19 protein-coding genes and 1 riboswitch are annotated in these 18,966 nt (G+C 75.3%); of the genes, 9 read left to right on the plus strand and 10 right to left on the minus strand.

From position 1 onward, the window contains the following. The first annotated feature begins 3 nt into the window (after positions 1-3). Positions 4-1,356: a dihydrolipoamide acetyltransferase family protein gene (locus tag ACFC0B_RS16200; protein WP_376086449.1), complete on the plus strand. Its 1,353-nt coding sequence runs from the start codon at positions 4-6 to the stop codon at positions 1,354-1,356. A 228-nt stretch (positions 1,357-1,584) separates the two neighbouring features. Beyond that, the gene (locus ACFC0B_RS16205; RefSeq protein ID WP_376086450.1) at positions 1,585-3,105 is read left to right on the plus strand and encodes a globin domain-containing protein; all 1,521 of its coding nucleotides are present in this window, start codon (positions 1,585-1,587) and stop codon (positions 3,103-3,105) included. Positions 3,106-3,136: 31 nt separating this feature from the next. On the opposite strand, the gene ACFC0B_RS16210 is transcribed toward ACFC0B_RS16205, so the two are convergent. After that, the gene (locus ACFC0B_RS16210; RefSeq protein WP_376086451.1) at positions 3,137-3,664 is read right to left on the minus strand and encodes an NUDIX domain-containing protein; all 528 of its coding nucleotides are present in this window, start codon (positions 3,662-3,664) and stop codon (positions 3,137-3,139) included. Positions 3,665-3,992: 328 nt separating this feature from the next. Here ACFC0B_RS16210 and ACFC0B_RS16215 point away from each other — a divergent pair, with 328 nt between their 5' ends. Both ACFC0B_RS16215 and ACFC0B_RS16220 read left to right on the plus strand, forming a co-directional pair. Beyond that, positions 3,993-4,793, plus strand: a complete 801-nt coding sequence (locus tag ACFC0B_RS16215; protein WP_376086452.1) for an IclR family transcriptional regulator — start codon at positions 3,993-3,995, stop codon at positions 4,791-4,793. A gap of 215 nt (positions 4,794-5,008) precedes the next feature. Further along, on the plus strand, positions 5,009-5,434 hold the full coding sequence (locus tag ACFC0B_RS16220; protein ID WP_376086453.1) for an SsgA family sporulation/cell division regulator: 426 nt from the start codon (positions 5,009-5,011) through the stop codon (positions 5,432-5,434). Positions 5,435-5,530: 96 nt separating this feature from the next. Here ACFC0B_RS16220 and ACFC0B_RS16225 read toward each other — a convergent pair whose 3' ends face one another. Next, entirely contained in the window at positions 5,531-5,905 is a 375-nt protein-coding gene (locus ACFC0B_RS16225) for a phage holin family protein (protein WP_376086454.1), read from the minus strand. 100 nt (positions 5,906-6,005) lie between these two features. On the opposite strand from ACFC0B_RS16225, the gene ACFC0B_RS16230 reads away from it, so the two are divergent. From ACFC0B_RS16230 to ACFC0B_RS16240, 3 genes are all read left to right on the plus strand, one after another. Beyond that, positions 6,006-6,323, plus strand: a complete 318-nt coding sequence (locus ACFC0B_RS16230; protein ID WP_376086455.1) for a cupin domain-containing protein — start codon at positions 6,006-6,008, stop codon at positions 6,321-6,323. Positions 6,324-6,375: 52 nt separating this feature from the next. Next, positions 6,376-7,047 carry a thiaminase II gene (gene tenA / locus ACFC0B_RS16235; RefSeq protein ID WP_376086456.1) on the plus strand — a complete coding sequence of 224 codons (672 nt, stop codon included), beginning with the start codon at positions 6,376-6,378 and terminating at the stop codon, positions 7,045-7,047. Between the two features lie 239 nt (positions 7,048-7,286). Further along, a complete protein-coding gene (locus ACFC0B_RS16240; protein ID WP_376086457.1) occupies positions 7,287-7,487 on the plus strand; it encodes a DUF5326 family protein in 201 nt (66 codons plus the stop codon). Between the two features lie 95 nt (positions 7,488-7,582). Here the strand turns inward: ACFC0B_RS16240 and ACFC0B_RS16245 are convergent, their stop codons facing one another. From ACFC0B_RS16245 to ACFC0B_RS16275, 7 genes are all read right to left on the minus strand, one after another. Further along, positions 7,583-8,488: an NAD-dependent epimerase/dehydratase family protein gene (locus tag ACFC0B_RS16245; protein ID WP_376086458.1), complete on the minus strand. Its 906-nt coding sequence runs from the start codon at positions 8,486-8,488 to the stop codon at positions 7,583-7,585. 45 nt (positions 8,489-8,533) lie between these two features. Further along, positions 8,534-9,622: a cytochrome P450 gene (locus tag ACFC0B_RS16250; protein WP_376086459.1), complete on the minus strand. Its 1,089-nt coding sequence runs from the start codon at positions 9,620-9,622 to the stop codon at positions 8,534-8,536. Continuing rightward, positions 9,619-11,106, minus strand: a complete 1,488-nt coding sequence (locus ACFC0B_RS16255) for an AMP-binding protein (protein WP_376086460.1) — start codon at positions 11,104-11,106, stop codon at positions 9,619-9,621. The genes ACFC0B_RS16250 and ACFC0B_RS16255 overlap by 4 nt, the downstream gene beginning before the upstream one ends. 55 nt (positions 11,107-11,161) lie before the next feature. Further along, positions 11,162-11,902, minus strand: coding sequence for a glycosyltransferase (locus ACFC0B_RS16260; protein ID WP_376086461.1), 741 nt, complete (start codon positions 11,900-11,902; stop codon positions 11,162-11,164). Beyond that, a complete protein-coding gene (locus tag ACFC0B_RS16265) occupies positions 11,899-12,912 on the minus strand; it encodes a 3-oxoacyl-ACP synthase III family protein (RefSeq protein WP_376086462.1) in 1,014 nt (337 codons plus the stop codon). The genes ACFC0B_RS16260 and ACFC0B_RS16265 overlap by 4 nt, the downstream gene beginning before the upstream one ends. Positions 12,913-13,105: 193 nt before the next feature. Beyond that, positions 13,106-14,635, minus strand: a complete 1,530-nt coding sequence (locus tag ACFC0B_RS16270; protein WP_376086463.1) for an SPFH domain-containing protein — start codon at positions 14,633-14,635, stop codon at positions 13,106-13,108. Positions 14,636-14,760: 125 nt separating this feature from the next. Beyond that, a complete protein-coding gene (locus ACFC0B_RS16275; protein ID WP_350560485.1) occupies positions 14,761-14,967 on the minus strand; it encodes a hypothetical protein in 207 nt (68 codons plus the stop codon). Between the two features lie 162 nt (positions 14,968-15,129). Further along, a riboswitch (TPP riboswitch) is annotated at positions 15,130-15,264 on the plus strand. On the opposite strand from ACFC0B_RS16275, the gene thiC reads away from it, so the two are divergent. After that, entirely contained in the window at positions 15,260-17,122 is a 1,863-nt protein-coding gene (thiC, locus tag ACFC0B_RS16280; protein ID WP_376086464.1) for a phosphomethylpyrimidine synthase ThiC, read from the plus strand. It overlaps the preceding riboswitch by 5 nt. A gap of 57 nt (positions 17,123-17,179) precedes the next feature. Here the strand turns inward: thiC and ACFC0B_RS16285 are convergent, their stop codons facing one another. Then, entirely contained in the window at positions 17,180-18,043 is an 864-nt protein-coding gene (locus ACFC0B_RS16285; protein WP_376086465.1) for a nuclear transport factor 2 family protein, read from the minus strand. A gap of 113 nt (positions 18,044-18,156) precedes the next feature. On the opposite strand from ACFC0B_RS16285, the gene ACFC0B_RS16290 reads away from it, so the two are divergent. Further along, positions 18,157-18,957: a helix-turn-helix domain-containing protein gene (locus ACFC0B_RS16290; RefSeq protein WP_376086466.1), complete on the plus strand. Its 801-nt coding sequence runs from the start codon at positions 18,157-18,159 to the stop codon at positions 18,955-18,957. The last annotated feature ends 9 nt before the right edge of the window (positions 18,958-18,966 follow it).

Here is an 18,966-nt window from a genome sequence, read left to right on the forward strand (position 1 = left end):
ATGATGCCCGTCGTGCGCGAGTTCACCCTGCCCGACCTCGGTGAGGGGCTCACCGGGGCGGAGGTGGTGCGCTGGCTGGTCGAGGTCGGCGAGGTGATCGCGGTCGACCAGCCGGTGGTCGAGGTGGAGACCGCCAAGGCGGTGGTCGAGGTGCCCTGCCCGTACGGCGGGGTGGTGACCGCGCTGTTCGGCGAGGTCGGCCAGGAGGTCGCCGTCGGCGCGCCGCTGGTGACGGTCGCGGTGTCGCCGGGCGAGGGCGAGCAGCCGCTCGTGGCGGTGGCGGCCGCGGCGGTGCCGGCGGAGCCCGCGGCGGAGGTGGAGCGGCCGCTGGTCGGGTACGGGGTCGCCGAGCCGGGGCGGAGCGGTCGGCGGCGCCGGGTCGGGGTCGCGGCCGCGGCTCCGGTCGCTCCCGTGGCCCCGGTGGTCGTGCAGGAGCCGCCGGCCGTGCGGGCGTCGGCCGTGCCGCCGGTGATCTCGCCGCTGGTGCGCCGGCTGGCCCGGGAGCAGGGGGTCGACCTGGCGGCGGTCACCGGCAGCGGGCCGGACGGCCTGATCATGCGGGCGGACGTCGAACGGGCGGTCGCGGCGAAGGTCTCCGGACGGGCCTTCCCACCGGTCGGCGCACCGGCGACCGCGCAGGTGCCGCCGGCACCGTCGGTGGCCGCCGCCGGGGAGGTCGTCCCGCTGCGCGGGCTGCGCAAGGCGGTGGCCGAGAAGCTCGGCCGCAGCCACCGGGAGATCCCCGCTGCGACCTGCTGGGTGGACGCCGACGCCACCGGACTGATGGCGCTGCGGCGGCAGTTGAACGCCGCTGCGGGTCCCAAGGTGAGCGTGCTGGCGCTGCTCGCCCGGATCTGCACGGTTGCGCTGGAGCGCTTTCCCGAGCTCAACTCCAGTGTGACCGCGGACGGTTCGGGCATCCTGCGGCACCCGGCGGTGCACCTGGGCTTCGCGGCCCAGGGCGAGCGCGGGCTCGTCGTCCCGGTGGTGCGGGACGCGCAGCGCCTGACCACCGAGCAACTCGGCGTCGAGCTGGGCCGGTTGACCGAGGCGGCGCGGACCGGGTCGATCGCCCCGGCCGAGCTGACCGGGGGCACGTTCACCCTGAACAACTACGGGGTGTTCGGGGTGGACGGCTCCACCCCGATCCTCAACCACCCGGAGGCGGCGATGCTCGGCGTCGGCCGGATCGTCGCCAAACCCTGGGTTCACCAGGGGGAGTTGGCGGTGCGTGAGGTCACCCAGCTGTCGTTCACCTTCGACCACCGGGTCTGCGACGGCGGTACCGCGGGCGGGTTCCTGCGGTTCGTGGCGGACTGCGTCGAGCAGCCGGGCACGCTGCTGCGGCAGCTCTGAGCGGGCCGGGCCGGAGCAGGGTCGCCCTGGGTGGCGGAGCCGCCACCCAGGGCGACACGGATCGAGCGAGAGTAGCGCGTCCCGGGGGCGGGTGTCCGGGCTTCGCGCGATTCGTCGGATGAGCAGTCCGGGCGTGGCACGCTTCCTGGGCGTCAGCAGAGACAAGCCAGGTGGTGGCGAAGGCCGGCCGGAGGCGAAACGATTCTCTTGGGTACTCGAAACGTTGCGGTGAAGTCCCGCAGAACACTCCTGGTCCGGACCGGTCACGGCTCGGCGGCGGCCTCGGCCGTGCCCGGTCTGCCGGGCGCCGCTCCGGGTGCCGCGCAGGCCGTCCGACCGGTGCCGCCGGTGCCGTTGGACCCGCCGGACCTGCCGCCGGCCGTCCCGCCCGCGGCACCGGCGGCCGCACCGCCGGTCGTGCCGCCGCGGCCGGTCGACCCGCCCGCGGTCCCGGCGCCGAGCCGCCCGGACGCCGCCGTGCCGGGGCCCGTGCCCGAACCGCTGTTCACCAGCGCCCCCGGCCTCAACTGGGCCGCCCCGGCACCCGCGCCGGTGCCGCCCGCGCCGGCGCCGCCCGGGCCGGACCCGCGCGCGGCGGCCGATCTGCCGCCCACCGCCCGGGACCTCGAACTGATCCGGGCCAGCCTGGCGGTGGTCGAGCCGGTCGCCGACCGGGCCACCGCGCACTTCTACGCGCTGATCTTCCTCGGCCACCCCGAGGTCCGGGCGCTCTTCCCGGCCGCCATGGACGTCCAGCGCGACCGCCTCTTCCGCGCCCTGCTGCTGGCCGCCCGCGGCGCCGGCGATCCGGCGGGCCTGCGCGCGTACCTGCGGGCGCTGGGCTGCGCCCACCGCCGGTACGGCACGCTGACCGGCCACTACGGCCCGGTCGGCGACTGCCTGGTGGCGGCGCTGGCCAGGTACGCGGGCAGCCGGTGGACCGCCGAGACCGAGCTGGCCTGGCGCCGGGCCTACCGGCTGATCTCCTCGATCATGATCGAGGCCGCCGAGGAGGACGCCCGCACCTCGCCGCCCTGGTGGCAGGGCGAGGTGGTCGCGCACCAGCGCCGCACCCCGGACGTCGCGGTGCTCACGGTCCGCCCCGACCAGGCGTACCCGTACCGGGCCGGGCAGTACACGAGCCTGGAGACGCCCTGGTGGCCGCGGGTTTGGCGGTACTTCTCGTTCGCCTCGGCGCCCCGGCCGGACGGTCTGCTGACCTTCCACGTCAAGGCGGTGCAGGCGGGCTGGGTCAGCAACGCGCTGGTGCACCGGGCCGCGCCCGGGGACGTGCTGCGACTCGGTCCGGCGGCCGGCGGGATGACCCTGGACCACACCGACGGCGCGGACCTGCTGCTGGTGGGCGGCGGTACCGGGATCGCGCCGATGCGGGCGCTGGTCGAGGAGGCGGTGGAGTACGGCGCGGCGGGCCGCTCGGTGGAGGTGTTCTACGGCGCCCGGCGCGCCGAGGAGCTGTACGAGCTGGCCGGTTTGCGGGAGTTGGCGCAGCGGCACGGCCGGCTGACCGTCCGGCCGGTGCTGTCCGGTCCCGGGGCCGGCCCGGCCGGGGCGGCCACGACCGGCCCGCTGACCGGCGAACTCCCGGAGGCTGTGGCCCGGTTCGGGCCGTGGACCGGGCGGACGGCGTACCTCGCCGGGCCGCCCGCGATGGTCCGGCGGACCACGGGGGTCCTGCTGCGGGCCGGGGTGCCGGCCGAGCGGATCCGGCACGACCTGGCCGCGCGGTGAGCGGGCCCGGGAGCCGGGGGCGGGGCCGGCGTCAGCCGAGGTCGGGCGCGAGCAGCGCGCGGATGCCCTCGATGTTGGCGGCCAGGTACGCCCGCAGGGTCGGCGGCACCACGTTGACCGAGGTGACGCCCTCGCGGGTGAACGGCACCCGGACGACCTCGTAGCCGCCGTTGGGCTCGTCGACCTCGGGGCCGTGCCGGCGGTCGAGGTCCATCGAGGCGAGCCGGCAGACGAAGAAGTGCTGGACCTTGACCCCGTGCGGGTGGAGCAGGGTGCCGTCGGGGTGGTGGGTGTGGCTGATGGTGTCCACGAAGGCGGGGACCACGTCGACCACCTTGCCGCCGAGCTCCTCGTCCACCTCGCGGTGCAGCGCCTCCACCACCGTGCGGTCGCCCCGCTCGACACCGCCGCCGGGGGTGATCCAGTACGGATGGGGGGAGCCGGGGCGGGTGCGCTTGATCAGCACGAGCGAGGCCGGTCCGTACGGGTTGTCCGGGTCGACCTCCAGCAGGATCGCCCGGGCGGTGCGCTGGACGACGGGACGGGGCGGGGTGCGCATGGCGACCTCCGGGGCTGGAGCGTTGTGCGGGAGTCTCCCGCGACCCGGCGTGCCCGAAACGCGGCTTGCCGACCGGTGCGTCCGTCCGTGATGGGTTCGTTGCGGCGATAGATCTTGGATAGCGAAGATGAACATTGAACAGATCTTCGGAATCCAGGTTTTACGCTTTGATGACCTTTGATTCGAAGGATTTTACCGAGTGAACCGTGTCAGAGTCATTGCAGCCGCGCCGCGCCTGTGCTGCAATGGGCGACTATCGGGCAAATCGGAGTGATTCACTCCGCATGCTCTTCTCTGCAACGACTCGGGCTGGGGGCTGGCTGTGGCCATGGATCGGATCGCAGAGCGTACCGCGCCGCCGACGCGGCCGGCGCGCGCTTCGCGCAAGGAGCGGCAGCCCACCCTGATCTCCTCCGTCCAGCGGGCCTTGCACCTGCTGGAGGCCGTCGGAGGGTTCCGGCACGGGGCCACCGCCAAACAGCTCGCCCGCGCCGCCGGCCTCCCGCTCGGCACCGCGTACCACCTGCTGCGGACCCTGACCCACGAGGGCTACCTGCGGCGGGCCGACGGCCGCTTCTTCTACGGCGACTCGGTCGAGGGCATCGTCCGGGCCGACGACCAGCAGGCCGAACGGCACGGGCTGCGGGTGCGGATGGAGCGGTTAAGCGACGAACTCGGCGCGGCCGTCTACTTCGCCCTCTACCAGGACGGCGAGGTCACCGTGGTGGACACCGTCGACGGCGCCCACCAGCCGGCCGTCGAACCGTGGGCCGACTTCCGGGCCACCGCCCACGCCCACGCGATCGGCCAGTGCCTGCTGAGCCAGCTCCCCGAGGAGGACCGGCGCGACCACCTCGCGCGCCACCCCCCGGTGGGGCTCACCCCGGCCACGCTCGCCGACGAGTCGGCCGTCCTGCGCCGGATCGCCGGGGTGCGGCACACCATGCCGGTGGTCGAGCGCCAGGAGTACGCGATCGGCACCGTCTGTGCGGCCGTGCCGATCACCGTCGGCTCGGTGGTCGCCACCATGGCGGTCTCGCTGCCGGTCGAGCAGGCCGACCGGCTCGCCGTGGTCGCGGGCCAACTGCGGCGCGGCGTCGGTGCGATGACGCCTTCGTTCGTGCTCTGACCGCCCCGCCGCACCCGACCGGTCCGGCCGCGGACCGGGCAATCCCGCTCGTTCACCATTTGAAAAAGCACATCTTGTCCACGACGTCCCCGGGCGGGGACGATGAGGCTGGACGTAGCGCACGCAATTCCTCCCCCTGTCAGCCAACAGCCTTGTCCGGGTACCCGCGAACCCTCACCCACGCGCGGCCGGGCAGAACGAGAGGTGTCGGTGCCATGCAGCACAGCACAGTCCAGGGCCACCTGACCATGAACCTGGTGGTCTCGGAGGAGCTCACCTTCCGCATCGTGGTCGACCTCGACTACGACCCCGCCGACCCCTACGCGGTCCGCTTCACCTTCCACCTGCCCGGCGACGAGCCGGTGACCTGGGTCTTCGCCCGCGAGCTGCTGCTCGACGGGCTGGCCCGGCCGTCCGGTGAGGGCGACGTCCACATCCACCCGGTCGGCGGGGAGCTGGGCGAGGTCTGCCTGGTGCTGCGCTCCCCCGAGGGCGACGCCGTGCTGCACGGCGCCGCGCCGCCGCTGATCGCCTTCCTGGCCCGCACCGACCGGCTGGTGCCGATCGGGGAGGAGGCCGCCGCCGGCGACCTCGACGCCCAGCTCGCCCTCATCCTGCACGGCCACGAGAACGCCGGGTGAGCCGCCGGCGGGCACCGGACGCGCATCGAAAGGGGCCCGTACCCGGGTGGTTCACCGGGTACGGGCCCCTTCCGTGCGGGTCGGCACGGGAGGCGCTCAGTCCTCGTCGAGGGCGAGGCTGAGGCCCCAGGACACCAGGCTGACGATCAGCGCGCCGAGCAGCGCCGACCAGAAGCCCTCGACGTGGAAGTCCAGGTCGAGCTTGTCCGAGGCCCAGGAGGTCAGCCAGAGCATCAGCGCGTTCACCACGAAGGTGAACAGGCCCAGGGTGAGGATGAACAGGGGGAGCGAGAACAGCTGCACCACCGGCTTGATCAGCCAGTTGACCACGCCGAACACCAGCGCCACGGCGAGCACCGTGAGCGTCTTGTGCTGCCAGTCGTCCCCGGTGAGCGTGATCCCGGTGACGATCCAGGCGGCGACCCAGATGGCCGCCGCGTTGATCAGTGTCTTGATGACGAAACCCTTCATGGGGCCAGCGTCCCAGGTCGGTCAAGGTGGGGCCATGTCCTGACCGGCTCGGTGGTGTTGAATGCCGGTGGGCCGAAGCCGCACGAGGAGGGGTGCCCCGATGAAGTTGTTCCGGCTGGACCGTCTGGACGCCGAGCGCGCCGCCAACGACGGCGCGTACCTGCGCTTCCTGCGCGAGCCGCGGATGTCCGCCGGCCTGTACGCGCTCTCCCCCGGCGACACCGACACCCAGACCGCGCACGCCCAGGACGAGATCTACCAGGTGATCAGCGGCCGGGCCGAGCTGACCGTCGGGGACGAGACCGCCACGGTGGGCCGGGGCACCGTCGTCTACGTGCCGGCCGGGACGCCGCACCGCTTCCACCACGTCACCGAGGAACTGCGGGTGCTGGTGGTCTTCTCGCCGCCGGAGGATTAGGGCGCTCAGGGCTCCGGGCAGGCCCCCGAGCAGGGCCGGTTAGGGTCGGGGCATGAGCAGCCTGAGCCTGACCGAAGAACTCTGGGCGGCGATCGAGCCGGTCTACGCCGAGATCCTCGCCCACCCCTTCATCGCCGGCCTGACCGACGGCACCCTGCCGCGGGAGGCGTTCCGCCACTTCGTCGTCCAGGACTCGCACTACCTGCGCGACTACGCCCGCGCGCTGGCCGTCTGCGCGGCCAAGGCGCCCGGCGAGGAGGAGGTGCGGGCCTTCGCCGACGACGCGATCGGCGCGCTGGCCGCCGAGCAGGGGATGCACGCCGAGTTCCTGGACGCCTTCGGCGACACCGCCGAGGGCGCCGCCGCCGAGCCGGTGCTGCCGACCACCCGCGCGTACACCAGCTACCTGCTCGCCACCGTCTACGGCGGCTCCTTCGCGGAGGCGGTCGGCGCGGTGCTGCCCTGCTACTGGATCTACGCCCGGGTCGGCGACCGGCTGCTCGCCGAGGGCTCCCCGGACCCGCTGTACGCGAAGTGGATCTCCACCTACGGCGACGAGGCGTTCCAGTCGGTGGTGCGCCGGGTGCTGGCACTGACCGACCGCCTCGGCGAGGAGATGTCCCCGGCCGAACGGCGCCGGGTGACCGAGCACTTCGTCACCACCTCGCGCTACGAGTGGATGTTCTGGGACGCCGCCTGGCGCGGGGAGTCCTGGCCGGTCTGAGCCCCGCCGCAGGACCGCGCCGGGGCCGTGGCGGGGCCGTGCCGGGGGTCCTGTCCGGGGTGTTCCCCGAGGTCGGGGCGGGGGTTCACCCCGGGGCCGGGGTCGGGGGGATCTCCGGGTTCTCTCGGGGCCGTTGGGCCTCGTTCCGCCTCTCGCGTCACCGTACGATCGAAGTACCGAAAGTGAACGGGATGCGGCACCGGACGGCAGCCGACCCCCTGGGGAGAGAAGGAACGGACATGGCTGAGCTCTGGAAGTCGCTGCCCTCGTGGGTGCGGAACATCGTCGTGCCGGTGCTGGTCCTGGTGCTGGCGTGGAACCTGCTGACGTTCGTCTTCGGGGTGGTCGGCGCGCTGCTGGCCTTCGCCGTCAAGGCGCTGGTGGTGGTCGGCATCGCCGCCGCCGTGGTGGTGCTGGTGAAGAAGGCCGCCAAGAACTAGGACACCAGGACACCCGGGACACCGGGAGCAGACATCGAGGCCCGACGCCCGCGCCCCTCCGGGGGGACGCGGGCGTCGGGCGTTCCCGGGGGCGCTCAGACGGCGGGCCCGCGCAGGAAGGCGTCGAGGTCCCGCTGCGGCCGCCAGCCCTGGGAGCGGGCGCGGGCGAGGTCCAGCACCACGCTGCGGGAGAGCTGGTCCACCGCGTACGGGGTCAGGCCGGGGAGCCGTCCGGTGCGGGCGGCCAGCCGGGCCAGCGGGGCCGGGACGTGGTGGATCCGGGCGCTCACCCCGTGCGCGGCCAGGACCGCGCGGACCACCGCGTCGCGCCGGTAGGGGCGGGCGTCGGCGATGTTGTAGGCGACCGGTGTCCAGGGGCGGTCGCCGGTGCGGCCCGCGCCGACCGCGGACAGGCAGGCGTCGGCGAGGTTCTGCACGGCGGTGAGGCTCAGCCGGACGTCGCCGCCGGGCAGCAGCAGCCGGCCGTGCCGGACCCGCTCCAGCAGCCGGGGCACCAGGTGCGGGTCGCCCGGGCCGTAGACGGCGCGCGGGCGCAGCACCACGGCGCCCGCCGCCAGCGCGAGCCGTTCCCCGACGGCCTTGGTGCGGCCGTACGCGTTGAGGTGGCCGGCCTCGGTGGGGTGGTGCTCCTGGACGGACTCGCGGTCGGACCGGGGGTCGTAGACGCTGGCGCTGGAGACCCAGGCGAGCGGCCGGTCCCCGGCGGCGCGCAGCAGGCGCTCGGTGCCGGTGACGTTGACGGCGTGCTGGGCGGCCTCGGCCGCGGCCCCCGGGGGCAGGTCGGCGACGGCGGCGGCGCAGTGCACCACCGCGTCGACGCCGGTGAAGTCGGGCTCCCCGGCGGTGGCGTCCCAGCGGACGTGGTGCCCGGCGGGGCCGGGGCGGCGGCCGTAGCAGAGCACGTCGTGGCCGGCGGCGACGGCGGCCCGGACGACGTGCGAGCCGCAGAAGCCGCTCGCGCCGGTGACGGCGATCCGCATCGGAGGTCTCCTCGGGGGTGCTGTTCGGGTGGGAGCGGGTGGGGGTCAGGCGGGTGTGCGGGTGGCGCGCAGGGTGAGGGCGGACCAGCCGGGCAGGGCGGACCGGCGGTCGGCGCGGGCGCCCGTGACCACCGGGGCGTACGGCGCGAGCGCGAGCAGCAGCTCGGCGAGCAGGGCGCGGGCCGCTCCGGCGCCGGGGCAGGCGTGCGGGCCCGCGCCGAAGACCGCCTGGGCGGCGGCGGGTCCGGGGGACGGCGCCGGGCGGTGCGCGCCGGCGGCGTGCCGGGCGACCAGGATCAGCCGGTCGCCCTTGCGGACGGCCCGGCCGGCCAGCTCGGCGTCGGCGGCGGCCACCCGGGGGAGCAGCGGTGAGGGGGCGGTGAGCCGGAACAGTTCGGCCGCCAGCGCGGGTGCGCCGGCGGCGTCGGCCGAGGACCAGAGCCCGGCGTCCGCGCACCAGGCGGCGGCCCGGGGGAGGGCGGCGACGGTGGTGTTGACGGTGGCCACCGCGACCATCGCGTCCCGGGGGTCGGGCAGCAGGGCGGCCAGCTCGGCGGCCCGCGCGGCGGCGGTCCGGGCGGCGCCGGGCGGGCGCGGGCCGGGCAGGTGGTCGCGGGCGGCGGCCGCGGCGGCCTCGGCGGCGGCGCCGGCCAGGGCCTGCGGGCAGCCGGTTGCGCCGGTCAGCGCGGCGGCCGTCACACCGGCCAACGCGCGGGACAGCGCGACGAGTTCGAGTTCCCCGGCGGCGAGCGCCGGGATCCGGTCGGCGAGCACCGCCTGCCAGCGCGGGCGGAGCCGGTCCACCGCCGCCGCGTCCAGGGCGGCCGCCAGCTCCCGGCGGGCGGTGCGGTGGCCGGCGCCCTCCTGGTCGAACAGCACGCCGCCGTCGGTGAGTTCGGCGGCGGCTCCGCCGGTGGTGCCGGGCGCGGTGCGGTCCAGCGGGATCCGGGTGAGCGCCTCGCGGTAGGCCTCGGGGCCGTGCACCAGCACGGTGCGGCCGAGCCGGGCCACCGGACGGCGGCGGGTGGCGGCGAGCAGCGCGAACAGCAGCGGGTGGCTGCGCAGATAGACCCGGCGGTCCCGGCGGCGGGCGCCCGGGTGCCGGGCCGGCTCCGGTCGCGTCGCGCCGTTCACAGCGCCAACTCCCGGGCGCAGTGGGCCGAGGCGGCCGCCCGGTCGGGCTTGCGGGAGCGGCCGGCCAGCGGCACCTCGCCGAACAGCAGGGCGTCCGGGCGGGCCGAGCCCATCCGTTCCAGCGGGCCGGCCAGCGCGCCGCGCAGCCGCCGCGGGTCGGTGCCGGGCGAGGGCTGGACCAGGGCGACCAGCCGTTCGTCGCCCTGCCCGTCCGGGACGCCGACCAGCACCGCGAGTTCGACGCCCGGCAGGTGCAGGGTCGGCTCGTACAGGCCCGGGTAGATGTTCTCGGCGCGGCGCAGCACCATGTCCTTGAGCCGGCCGGCGAGCACGATCCGGCCGTCCGGGCCGAGCGCGGCGCGGTCGCCGGTGCGCACCCAGGGCTCGGGTTCCTCGCCGAGGTGGCGGTGGCGGGCGCCGGGGCCGGCGAGCAGCAGTTCGCCGTCCGTGCCGAGTTCGGCGCGCACGCCCGGCAGCGGGGCGCCGACCAGGTCGCCGGGCCCGGTGAAGGCGCTCTTCTCGGCCTCCTCGACGGCCGCCGCCGGGAACAGCTCGGTGAGCGCGTAGACGCCCCAGGCCTGCTCGGCCCCGGCCTGTTTGACCCGGCGCAGCAGGGTCGCGTCGGCGGGCGCCGAACCGGTCCAGACCCGGCCGGTGAACCGGGCCCCGGCGGCGAGTGCGGCGCGCAGCTGCGGCGGGGTGAGGTAGCTGTGGGCGGGGGCGAGCCGGCCGAGCTGGCGGGCCAGTGCGGCGGGCTCGCGGGCCGGCAGGGCGACGGCGGCGCCGGCGGCGAGCGCGGGGACCAGCACGAAGAAGGTGCCGCCCAGCACCACCGTGCCGGGCCGCGGGTCGACCAGCTCGGTGACGGTGCGCAGTCCGGCGGCCAGCCCGTCGCGGGAGTGCACGACGGCGCGCGGGCGGGCGGTGGTGCCGGAGGTGAAGACGATCACGGCGTCGCCGTCGCGTTCGGGCGTGTCGCGTCCGGGGATGCTCGGCACCGACGCGCCGAAGGGGTTGGTGCGCAGCCGGGGCGCGCAGCCGGGCAGCCGGCGCCCCAGGGTGGCGACCGGGCCGAGGGCGTCGAGCGGGGGCAGCGCGAGGCCGGCGCGGCGGGCGAGCGGTCCGGCCCAGCCGGCCACCGCCTGGGCGGCGGCGTCGGCGAGCACCAGGTCGGGCCGGGCCAGCGCGAGCCGGGCGGCCAGCACGTCGGGGCCCGCGGTCGGGTCGAGGACGGCGGTGCGCAGGCCGAGCCGGTGCGCGGCCATCAGGACGGCGAGGGCGCGCGGGCCGGGGCGGACCGCGACACCGAGGGTGTCGCCGTCGCGCAGGCCGCGGGCGCTCAGGGCGACGGTGTGGTTGTCCGCGAGGTCGGCGAGTTCGCCGCGGCGGATCCCCACCCGGGTGGTGCCGAGCCGGGTGTGCCGCAGCACGGCCGGGCGGTCGGGGTGGACGGAGCGCAGGGCGTGGGCGAGCCGGTCGAGCACGGCGGGTCCTCGGGTTTCGGCGGGGCGGGACGGGCGGGACGGGCGGGGGGAGGGGTCAGCGGACGTCGACGGCGCGGGCGCCGGCGCCGCGGTCCAGGTACCAGCGGGCGGTGCCGACCACCCCGTAGGCGCGGATCCGCCGGGTGGAGTTCTGCACCACCATGTCGCGGCGGCGGACGATCGCGCGGGTGTGCCGGCGGACCCGGTTGATGAACAGCCGGTCGGTCGGCGAGGGGCGGCGCGGCATGCCGCCGACCGCCCGGTACAGCTCGGCGGTGATCGCCATGTTGTTGCCCGCGTGCATCCGGTACGGGGTGAGGTAGCCGTGCCGGCGCCGGTGCGCGGGCCGGATCCGGCCGAAGAGGGCGCCGAGCGCGACCAGGACCAGGAAGACGGCGCGCCCGGCCGGCCCGTGCTCGTCCCGGCGGGCGGTGACCCGGCCGCAGACCAGGCCGCCGCCGGCGAGCAGCGCGGCCCTGGCGGCGGCCGTCCAGCCGGGTTCGGGCAGGCAGTCGGCGTCGGTGCGGGCGAGCAGGGCGGCGCCCCGGGCGATCGCGTGCCGGAACGCGGTGTCGACGGCGGAGCCCACGCCCTTCTCCGGCTCGACCAGCACCTCGACCGGGAACGGCGCCCGGGCGGCGAAGGCGCGGACGGCGTCCACGGTGCCGTCGGTGGAGCCGTTGTCGGCGACCAGCAGGGTGAAGTCCCGGTCCCGCTGGGCGGCGAGGGCGTCCAGGGTGGCGGTGATCCGGGCCTCCTCCTGGTAGGCGGGGACGATCACCCACAGCGCGGTCACGACGCCTCCCAGACCATGGTCATCAGACTGGCGCCGCCGCCGAGGCCCACCATCAGCACCTTGTCACCCGGAACCAACGTCGAGCGTATTCGGTCGAGTTGGACGCCGATCGTGGCACTGGCGACATTGCCGAGCTCGGGCACGGTGACCACCAGCTTCTCCTCCGGGACGCCGGTGGCCTCGACGAACCGCTCCAGGTAGGGGACGGTCACCTGGTGCACCAGCACCCGGGCGTAGTCGTCCCAGCCGAGGCCGGTGCGGGCGGCCGTCCGGGTCAGGATGTCCGCGCCGATCTTCTCGAAGACCGTACGCAACTCCGTGCCGCCGCCCCGGAAGTAGCTGTACTCGTCGCCGCGCGGATGGCGCGAGCCGCCGCCCGGGATGCCGCCGACCTCCCAGTGCTCGGAGGCGGTCTCGGTGTCCACGTCGAGGATGCCGCCGCGCTCCACCGCCTCGACGACCACGGCGGCGCCCGCGTCGCCGAAGGTGTAGCCCGCGAAGCCGTCGCGGAACTCCTCCGCGCCGCGCGGGTCGCGGCGCATCGCCCGGCTGGGCGTCTCGCCGGTGACCACCAGGGCCCGCCGGGCCCGGCCGGCCAGGATCATCGCACGGGCCAGGTCGATCCCGTTGAGGAAGCTGTTGCAGGCGTTGCTGACGTCGAACGCGTGGGCGCGGGAGCCGAGTTCGGCCTGGACGAGGTGGGCGGTCGCGGGCTCGGCGACGTCCCGGGTGGCGGAGGCGAAGAGCAGCAGGTCGAGGTCGAGCGGGTGCAGTCCGCGGGAGTCCAGGGCGCGCCGGGCGGCCCCGACGGCCAGGGTGGAGGCGTACTCGCCGTCGGCGGCGAAGTGCCGGGTGACGATGCCGGTGGCCTTCTCGAAGGTCCGCTCCGGCAGGCGCAGCCGGCCGCCGGCGGTGATCTCGTCCTGGAGCTGCCGGGAGGTCAGTCGGCGGGCGGGGAGGTGGGATCCGACGGCGGTGATGCCGATCCGCGCGGTGGCTGCTGGATGCATGCCCTCATCGTCCGGCGCACCCGGTCGCGGGGGGGGGGGGGGCCCGGCGGGGGGGGGGGCCCCCCCGGGCGCCCAAACCCCCCCGCCGGCGGGGGGGGCCTGGGGGCGCCACCCCCCCCCCCCCCCCCCCCCCCGGGCCCCCCCCCCCCCCCCCCCCCCCCCCCGCCCCCCGCGACCGGGCTACCCAAACGCGTCAGTCCTGGTCGGGGGCCTGCTCGGCGAAGCCCGCGGGCACCGCGTCCACCGGCCCCGCGTCCACCGGTGCGGCGTCCAGCGGCACCGGGACGGCCGCCTGCGCCGCCGACGCCGGTCCCGCCCCCGGGCCGGCGCCGTCCGGGCCGACGGTGGACAGCAGCTGCCGGGCCAGCCCGAGCCCGGTGCCGCCCATCGCGAGCGCCTTGGCGAACAGCTCGCCCATCCCGTCGGCCCCGTTCAGCAGCACCATGTGCTCGACGTTGCCGAAGGACTCCGCGGCGGCCCGGACGATCTGCGGCCACTGCTCCGCCAACTCCTGCGCCACCACGGCGTCCTGGTTCTCGGCCAGGGCGTTGGCGCGCGCCTTGATGCCCTCGGCCCGGGCCAGCCCGATCGCCCGCGCCGCCGCCGCGTCGGCCAGACCGCGCGCCTCGGCCGCCGACGCCTCCGCCTGCCCGGTCGCCGTGGTCGCCTCGGCCTGCGCCAGCCCGCGCACCCGGGTGGCCTCGGCGTCCGCCTCGGCCGCGATGCGCACCCGGCTGGCCTCGGCGGCCGCCGCCAGCTCGGTCTCCCGGGCCTGCGCCTGCGCGGCCGAGATCCGCGCGTCGCGGGCCGCCTCGGCGGAGGTGCGGGTGTCGTACGCGCGGGCGTCGGCGGGCTTGCGCACGTCGATCTGGAGCTGCTGCTCCTTGCGCTGCGCCTCCAGCTCGGCGACCCGGGTCTCCTGGACCACCACCTCCTGCCGGGAGGCGGCGTCCGCGAGCGGACCGGCCTGCCGGGCGCGGGCGGTGGCGGTGTCCATCTCGGCCTGGTACGAGGACTGCTGGATCTCGCTGTTGCGGGTCGCCTCGGCCTTGCGGGCGGCGGCCTCCTGCTCGGCCTCGGTGGCCAGCCGGTCCGCCGCGGCCTGGGCGATCCGGGCGTCCCGCTGGACGGCGGCGGCGTGCGGGATGGCGAGGTTCTTGATGTAGCCGGTCGGGTCGATGATCTCCTGGATCTGCAGGGTGTCGATGATCAGCCCGAGCTTCTCCATCTCCAGCCCGGAGGCGGCCCTGGTCTCGCCGGTGAGCCGCTCGCGGTCGCGGATCATGTCCTCGACGGTGAGCCCGCCGACGATCGAGCGCAGGTGGCCGGCGAAGACGTTGTGGACGCGCTGGCTGATCAGCTTCTGCTGGTCCAGGAAGCGGCGGGCGGCGTTGGCGATCGAGACGTCGTCGTCGCCGACCTTGAAGATCACCACGCCCTTCACCCGGACCGGGATGCCCTGGGTGGTGACGCACTCGACGTTCAGCTCGGCCTCGTTGAGGTCCAGCGAGAGCCGCCGCACCCCCTGCAGGCCGGGGGTGACGAGGGTGCCGCGCCCGGTGACGATCCGGAAGCCCAGACCGTCGCCGACCCCCTCGGTGCGGTGCCGGGAGCCGGAGATGATCAGTGCCTCGTTCGGCTCGGCCACCCGCCACATGAGTTTGAAGAGCGTGATCCCGATGATCACTGCCCCGGCGGCCGCCGAGGCGATGATGATTCCCATGGTTCAACTCCCCCTTCCGGCGCAGCAGATGCGCCGATTCGGATTGTCCGCCCGGGCCGGTCCCGGGAAAAGGGAAGTGACATGACCCACCGTCACAAGGTCGTCACCGGAGGGTCATCGGAGTGTCACGGGCCGATCGGCGCCACGTACACCGTCCGCGGCGGCTGGTACTCGATCACCACCACCGGCGTCCCGACCGTCAGCCGCTCGCCGGGCACCGCCAGGTAGGCGAGGAACGCCTCGGTGCCCTGGCGCTCCGGCACGTGCACCATCACCTCGCCGACCAGCCCCGCGCCAACCGCCCCGGTGACCCGCCCCGTGCTCCCGACCACGCCGGCCTCCTCGCCTCGTCCGCTACGGGGCCAGTCTGCCCGCAGCGGCGGCCTCGCGCCCCCCGTTCACCGTCCGGACCTCGACGTTCCCCCTCCCCGACCCGCTCTGGACCTCCGGCGATCGGCTCGCTACGGTGTTGGACGTCATGCGCGGGCAACACCGCCTGCGGACGCGGGAGCTCGGAGCACCGGGCTGAGAGGGCGCTGAACGGGACGTCGACGGACGGACCGGCGGCTGCGTCGACCGCAGGAACCTGACCGGGTAATGCCGGCGTAGGGAGTTTGAGGTCCGATGACCACCTTCGATGCACAGCCGCAGTCTGCCCAGGCCCAGGCCCAGGCCCAGGACCAGGACCAGGACCGGTCCGGCCCGGGAGCCGCCGTCACCAGCGCGGGCACCGGCTACCCCACCCCGGCCTGGCGCAAGGCCCACCGCGAGGGGTCCCGCCCCGACCTGCGCGTGCCGTACCGCGAGGTCGTGCTCACCAACGGGAGGACCGTCCCGCTCTACGACACCTCCGGGCCGTACACCGACCCCGCCTACGAGCCCGACGTGCGGCGCGGCCTGCCCGCCCTGCGCGACGCCTGGATCCGCCAGCGCGGCGACGTCGAGGAGTACGACGGCCGCGAGGCGCGGCCCGAGGACGACGGCATCCGGCACACCTCGCCGCGCGGCGGCGACCTGCGCAACCTCGACGCGGTCTTCCCCGGCCGCCCGCGCCGCCCGCTGCGCGGCCGCGACGGTGCCGCGGTCACCCAGCTCGGGTACGCCAAGCGCGGGATCGTCACGCCCGAGATGGAGTTCGTGGCCCTGCGCGAGGGCCTGGCGCCCGAGTTCGTCCGCGAGGAGGTCGCCCGCGGCCGCGCCGTCATCCCGGTCAACGTGAACCACCCCGAGGTCGAGCCGGCGATCATCGGCACCAACTTCCTGGTGAAGATCAACGCCAACATCGGCAACTCGGCCGTCACCTCCTCGATCGAGGAGGAGGTGGAGAAGATGACCTGGGCCACCCGCTGGGGCGCCGACACCGTCATGGACCTCTCCACCGGCCGCAACATCCACACCACCCGCGAGTGGATCCTGCGCAACTCCCCCGTGCCGATCGGCACCGTCCCGCTCTACCAGGCGCTGGAGAAGGTCGACGGCAGGGCCGAGGAGCTCAGCTGGGACGTCTACCGCGACACGATCGTCGAGCAGTGCGAGCAGGGCGTCGACTACATGACGGTGCACGCCGGCGTGCTGCTGCGCTACGTGCCGCTGACCGCCCGCCGCAAGACCGGCATCGTCTCGCGCGGCGGCTCGATCATGGCCGCCTGGTGTCTGGCGCACCATCAGGAGAACTTCCTCTACACCAACTTCGAGGAGCTCTGCGACATCCTGGCGCGCTACGACGTCACCTTCTCCCTCGGTGACGGCCTGCGCCCCGGCTCGATCGCCGACGCCAACGACGAGGCGCAGTTCGCCGAGCTGCAGACCCTGGGCGAGCTGGGCCGGATCGCCCGGGCCAAGGACGTCCAGGTGATGATCGAGGGGCCGGGCCACGTCCCGATGCACAAGATCAAGGAGAACATGGATCTCCAGAAGGAGATCTGCGACGAGGCCCCCTTCTACACCCTGGGCCCGCTCACCACCGACGTCGCGCCCGGCTACGACCACATCACCTCGGGCATCGGCGCCGCGATGATCGCCTGGTGGGGCACCGCGATGCTCTGCTACGTCACCCCCAAGGAGCACCTGGGCCTGCCCAACCGCGACGACGTGAAGACCGGCGTCATCACCTACAAGATCGCCGCCCACGCCGCCGACCTCGCCAAGGGCCACCCCGGCGCCCAGGCCTGGGACGACGCCCTCTCCGACGCCCGCTTCGAGTTCCGCTGGGAGGACCAGTTCAACCTGGCCCTCGACCCGGAGACGGCCCGCGACTTCCACGACGAGACCCTCCCCGCCGAGCCCGCCAAGACCGCCCACTTCTGCTCGATGTGCGGTCCGAAGTTCTGCTCGATGAAGATCTCCCAGAAGATCCGCGACGAGCACGGCGACGGCTCCACCGCGGTCGGCTCCGGCTACGACGCGGATGCCCTGGCCGGCATGGCCGAGAAGTCCGCCGAGTTCGCCGCCCAGGGCAACAAGGTCTACCTCCCCCTGGCCGACTGACCCGCGACACCCGAGCGCCGCCCCGGTCGCCCCGGGGCGGCGCTGTGCCGTCCCCGGCTACTCCTCGGCGCCGCCGAAGACCATGCGGTGTCCGCGCGCGGTGTCCAGGTACTCGCGGACGCGGTGGATCAGCCCGTCGCGGAGTTCGAAGACGAGGCAGTAGTCGTTGGCGTAGTGGCGGCCGTCGGCGAGCGTCGCGGTCATGGTCTCCTCCACGACCACGCGCTCGCCGTCGGCGTGGAAGCCGTGGAAGGCGACGTCGACGTCACCGGCGAACAGGCGGGAGAAGTCCTCGGCGAGGAAGCGCGTGATCGCCGCCCTTCCGACCATGTGGCTGGGGCGGTCCAGCGCGGTGGCCGTCGCGTTCCCCGGAGGTGCCAGCCACTCGGCGTCCTCGGTGAAGACCGCGGAGATCTCATCGGCGTCGTGGGTGGCGAACGCCTTCCAGGCGGCCCGGACGACGTCGCGGCTGCTCGCCGGGTCGCGGTCGGGGCGGGCACCGGTCCGGGCGGGGGCCGAGGGAGCGGCCTCCAGCGTGCGGCGGATCACCGTCGAACCGTGCTCGACGAACTCGGCGATCGGTGCGGCCAGGGCGTCGGGCAGGACATCGATGTGCCACACGAATCTCGTCCGGCCGCCGGCCTCCGGAAGGGCCTGCATGGACGCGTGGTGGTGGGACGGGTGGAGGCTTCCGCCGACGACCGTGTAGGCGACCCGCATCGCCTCGTGGTCGAGGTCGACGAGCCGTTCGAGCACGATCGTGCCGTCGGCGAAGGTGACGGTGCGCGTGTCCGAGCTCAGCCGGGTGCCGGTGACGAACCCGGGTGCCATCCGCTCGTGCACCGCGCCGTAGTCGCTGAGCACCGACCACACCGCTTCGGGGCGGGCATCGATGACGATTTCCTTGTGGATCGAGGCCATGGACGGTTCCCTTCGTGTCATCACGTGAGCCCCAGCATCCGGGGCGGTGGCGCCGGAGGTCTTGAAGATCCTTGCGGGCCGTCCTGTCCTACCCGGCGGGTACCGTTCGCGGCATGCTGTCCGCCTCGACCCTCGCCGCCCGGCCGGAGTTCACCGTGACCGTGGTGGGGTGCCGCTCCGACCACGCCCGGTGGTCGCGGCCGGAGACCCGCGACGACCACCGGCTGGTGCTGGTGCGACGCGGCAGGTTCCGGCGGTCGGCCGACGGCGCCGACGCCGATCTGGACCGGACCACGGCCTACGTGGGCACGCCCGGCGAACAGGAGCGCTTCGCGCACCCGGCCGGCGGCGACGTCTGCACGTCGGTCAGCTTCGAGCCCTCCCTCCTCGGGCGCCCGCCCGCCGCGACGACGGTGCACGTCGACGCGCGCGTCGATCTCGCCCACCGCCGTCTGGTGGCCGCCGCGGGCACCGGCGACATCGACTACGCGCTGGCGGAGGAACTGCTCCGCCTCGTCGCGGCCGCGGCCGGCGGGCCGACCGTCCGCTCCCGGCCGGCCGACCGGGCACTGGCCGCGGCGGCGCGCGAGGCGATCATCGAAGAGGCCCCGGAGGCCGCGGGGCTCTGCGCACTGGCCGCGCTGCTGGAGGTGTCGCCCTACCGGCTGAGCCGGGTGTTCTCCAGGGAGACGGGCGTCCCGCTGACCCGCTACCGCAACCGGGTGCGCGTCGCCCGGGCCATGGACCGGATCGCCGAGGGCGAACCCGGCCTCGCCGACCTGGCGGCACAGCTCGGCTTCGCCGACCAGGCGCACCTGACCCGCACCATCCGCGAGCACGTGGGACACACCCCCACGGCGCTGCGCCGGCTGCTCGCCCCGGCCCGCACCCGCCCCGGGCCGACGGGCCGGTGAAGGTGCCGC

This window comes from Kitasatospora sp. NPDC056184 (assembly GCF_042268405.1).
In the GTDB taxonomy this organism is placed as follows: Bacteria; Actinomycetota; Actinomycetes; order Streptomycetales; family Streptomycetaceae; genus Kitasatospora.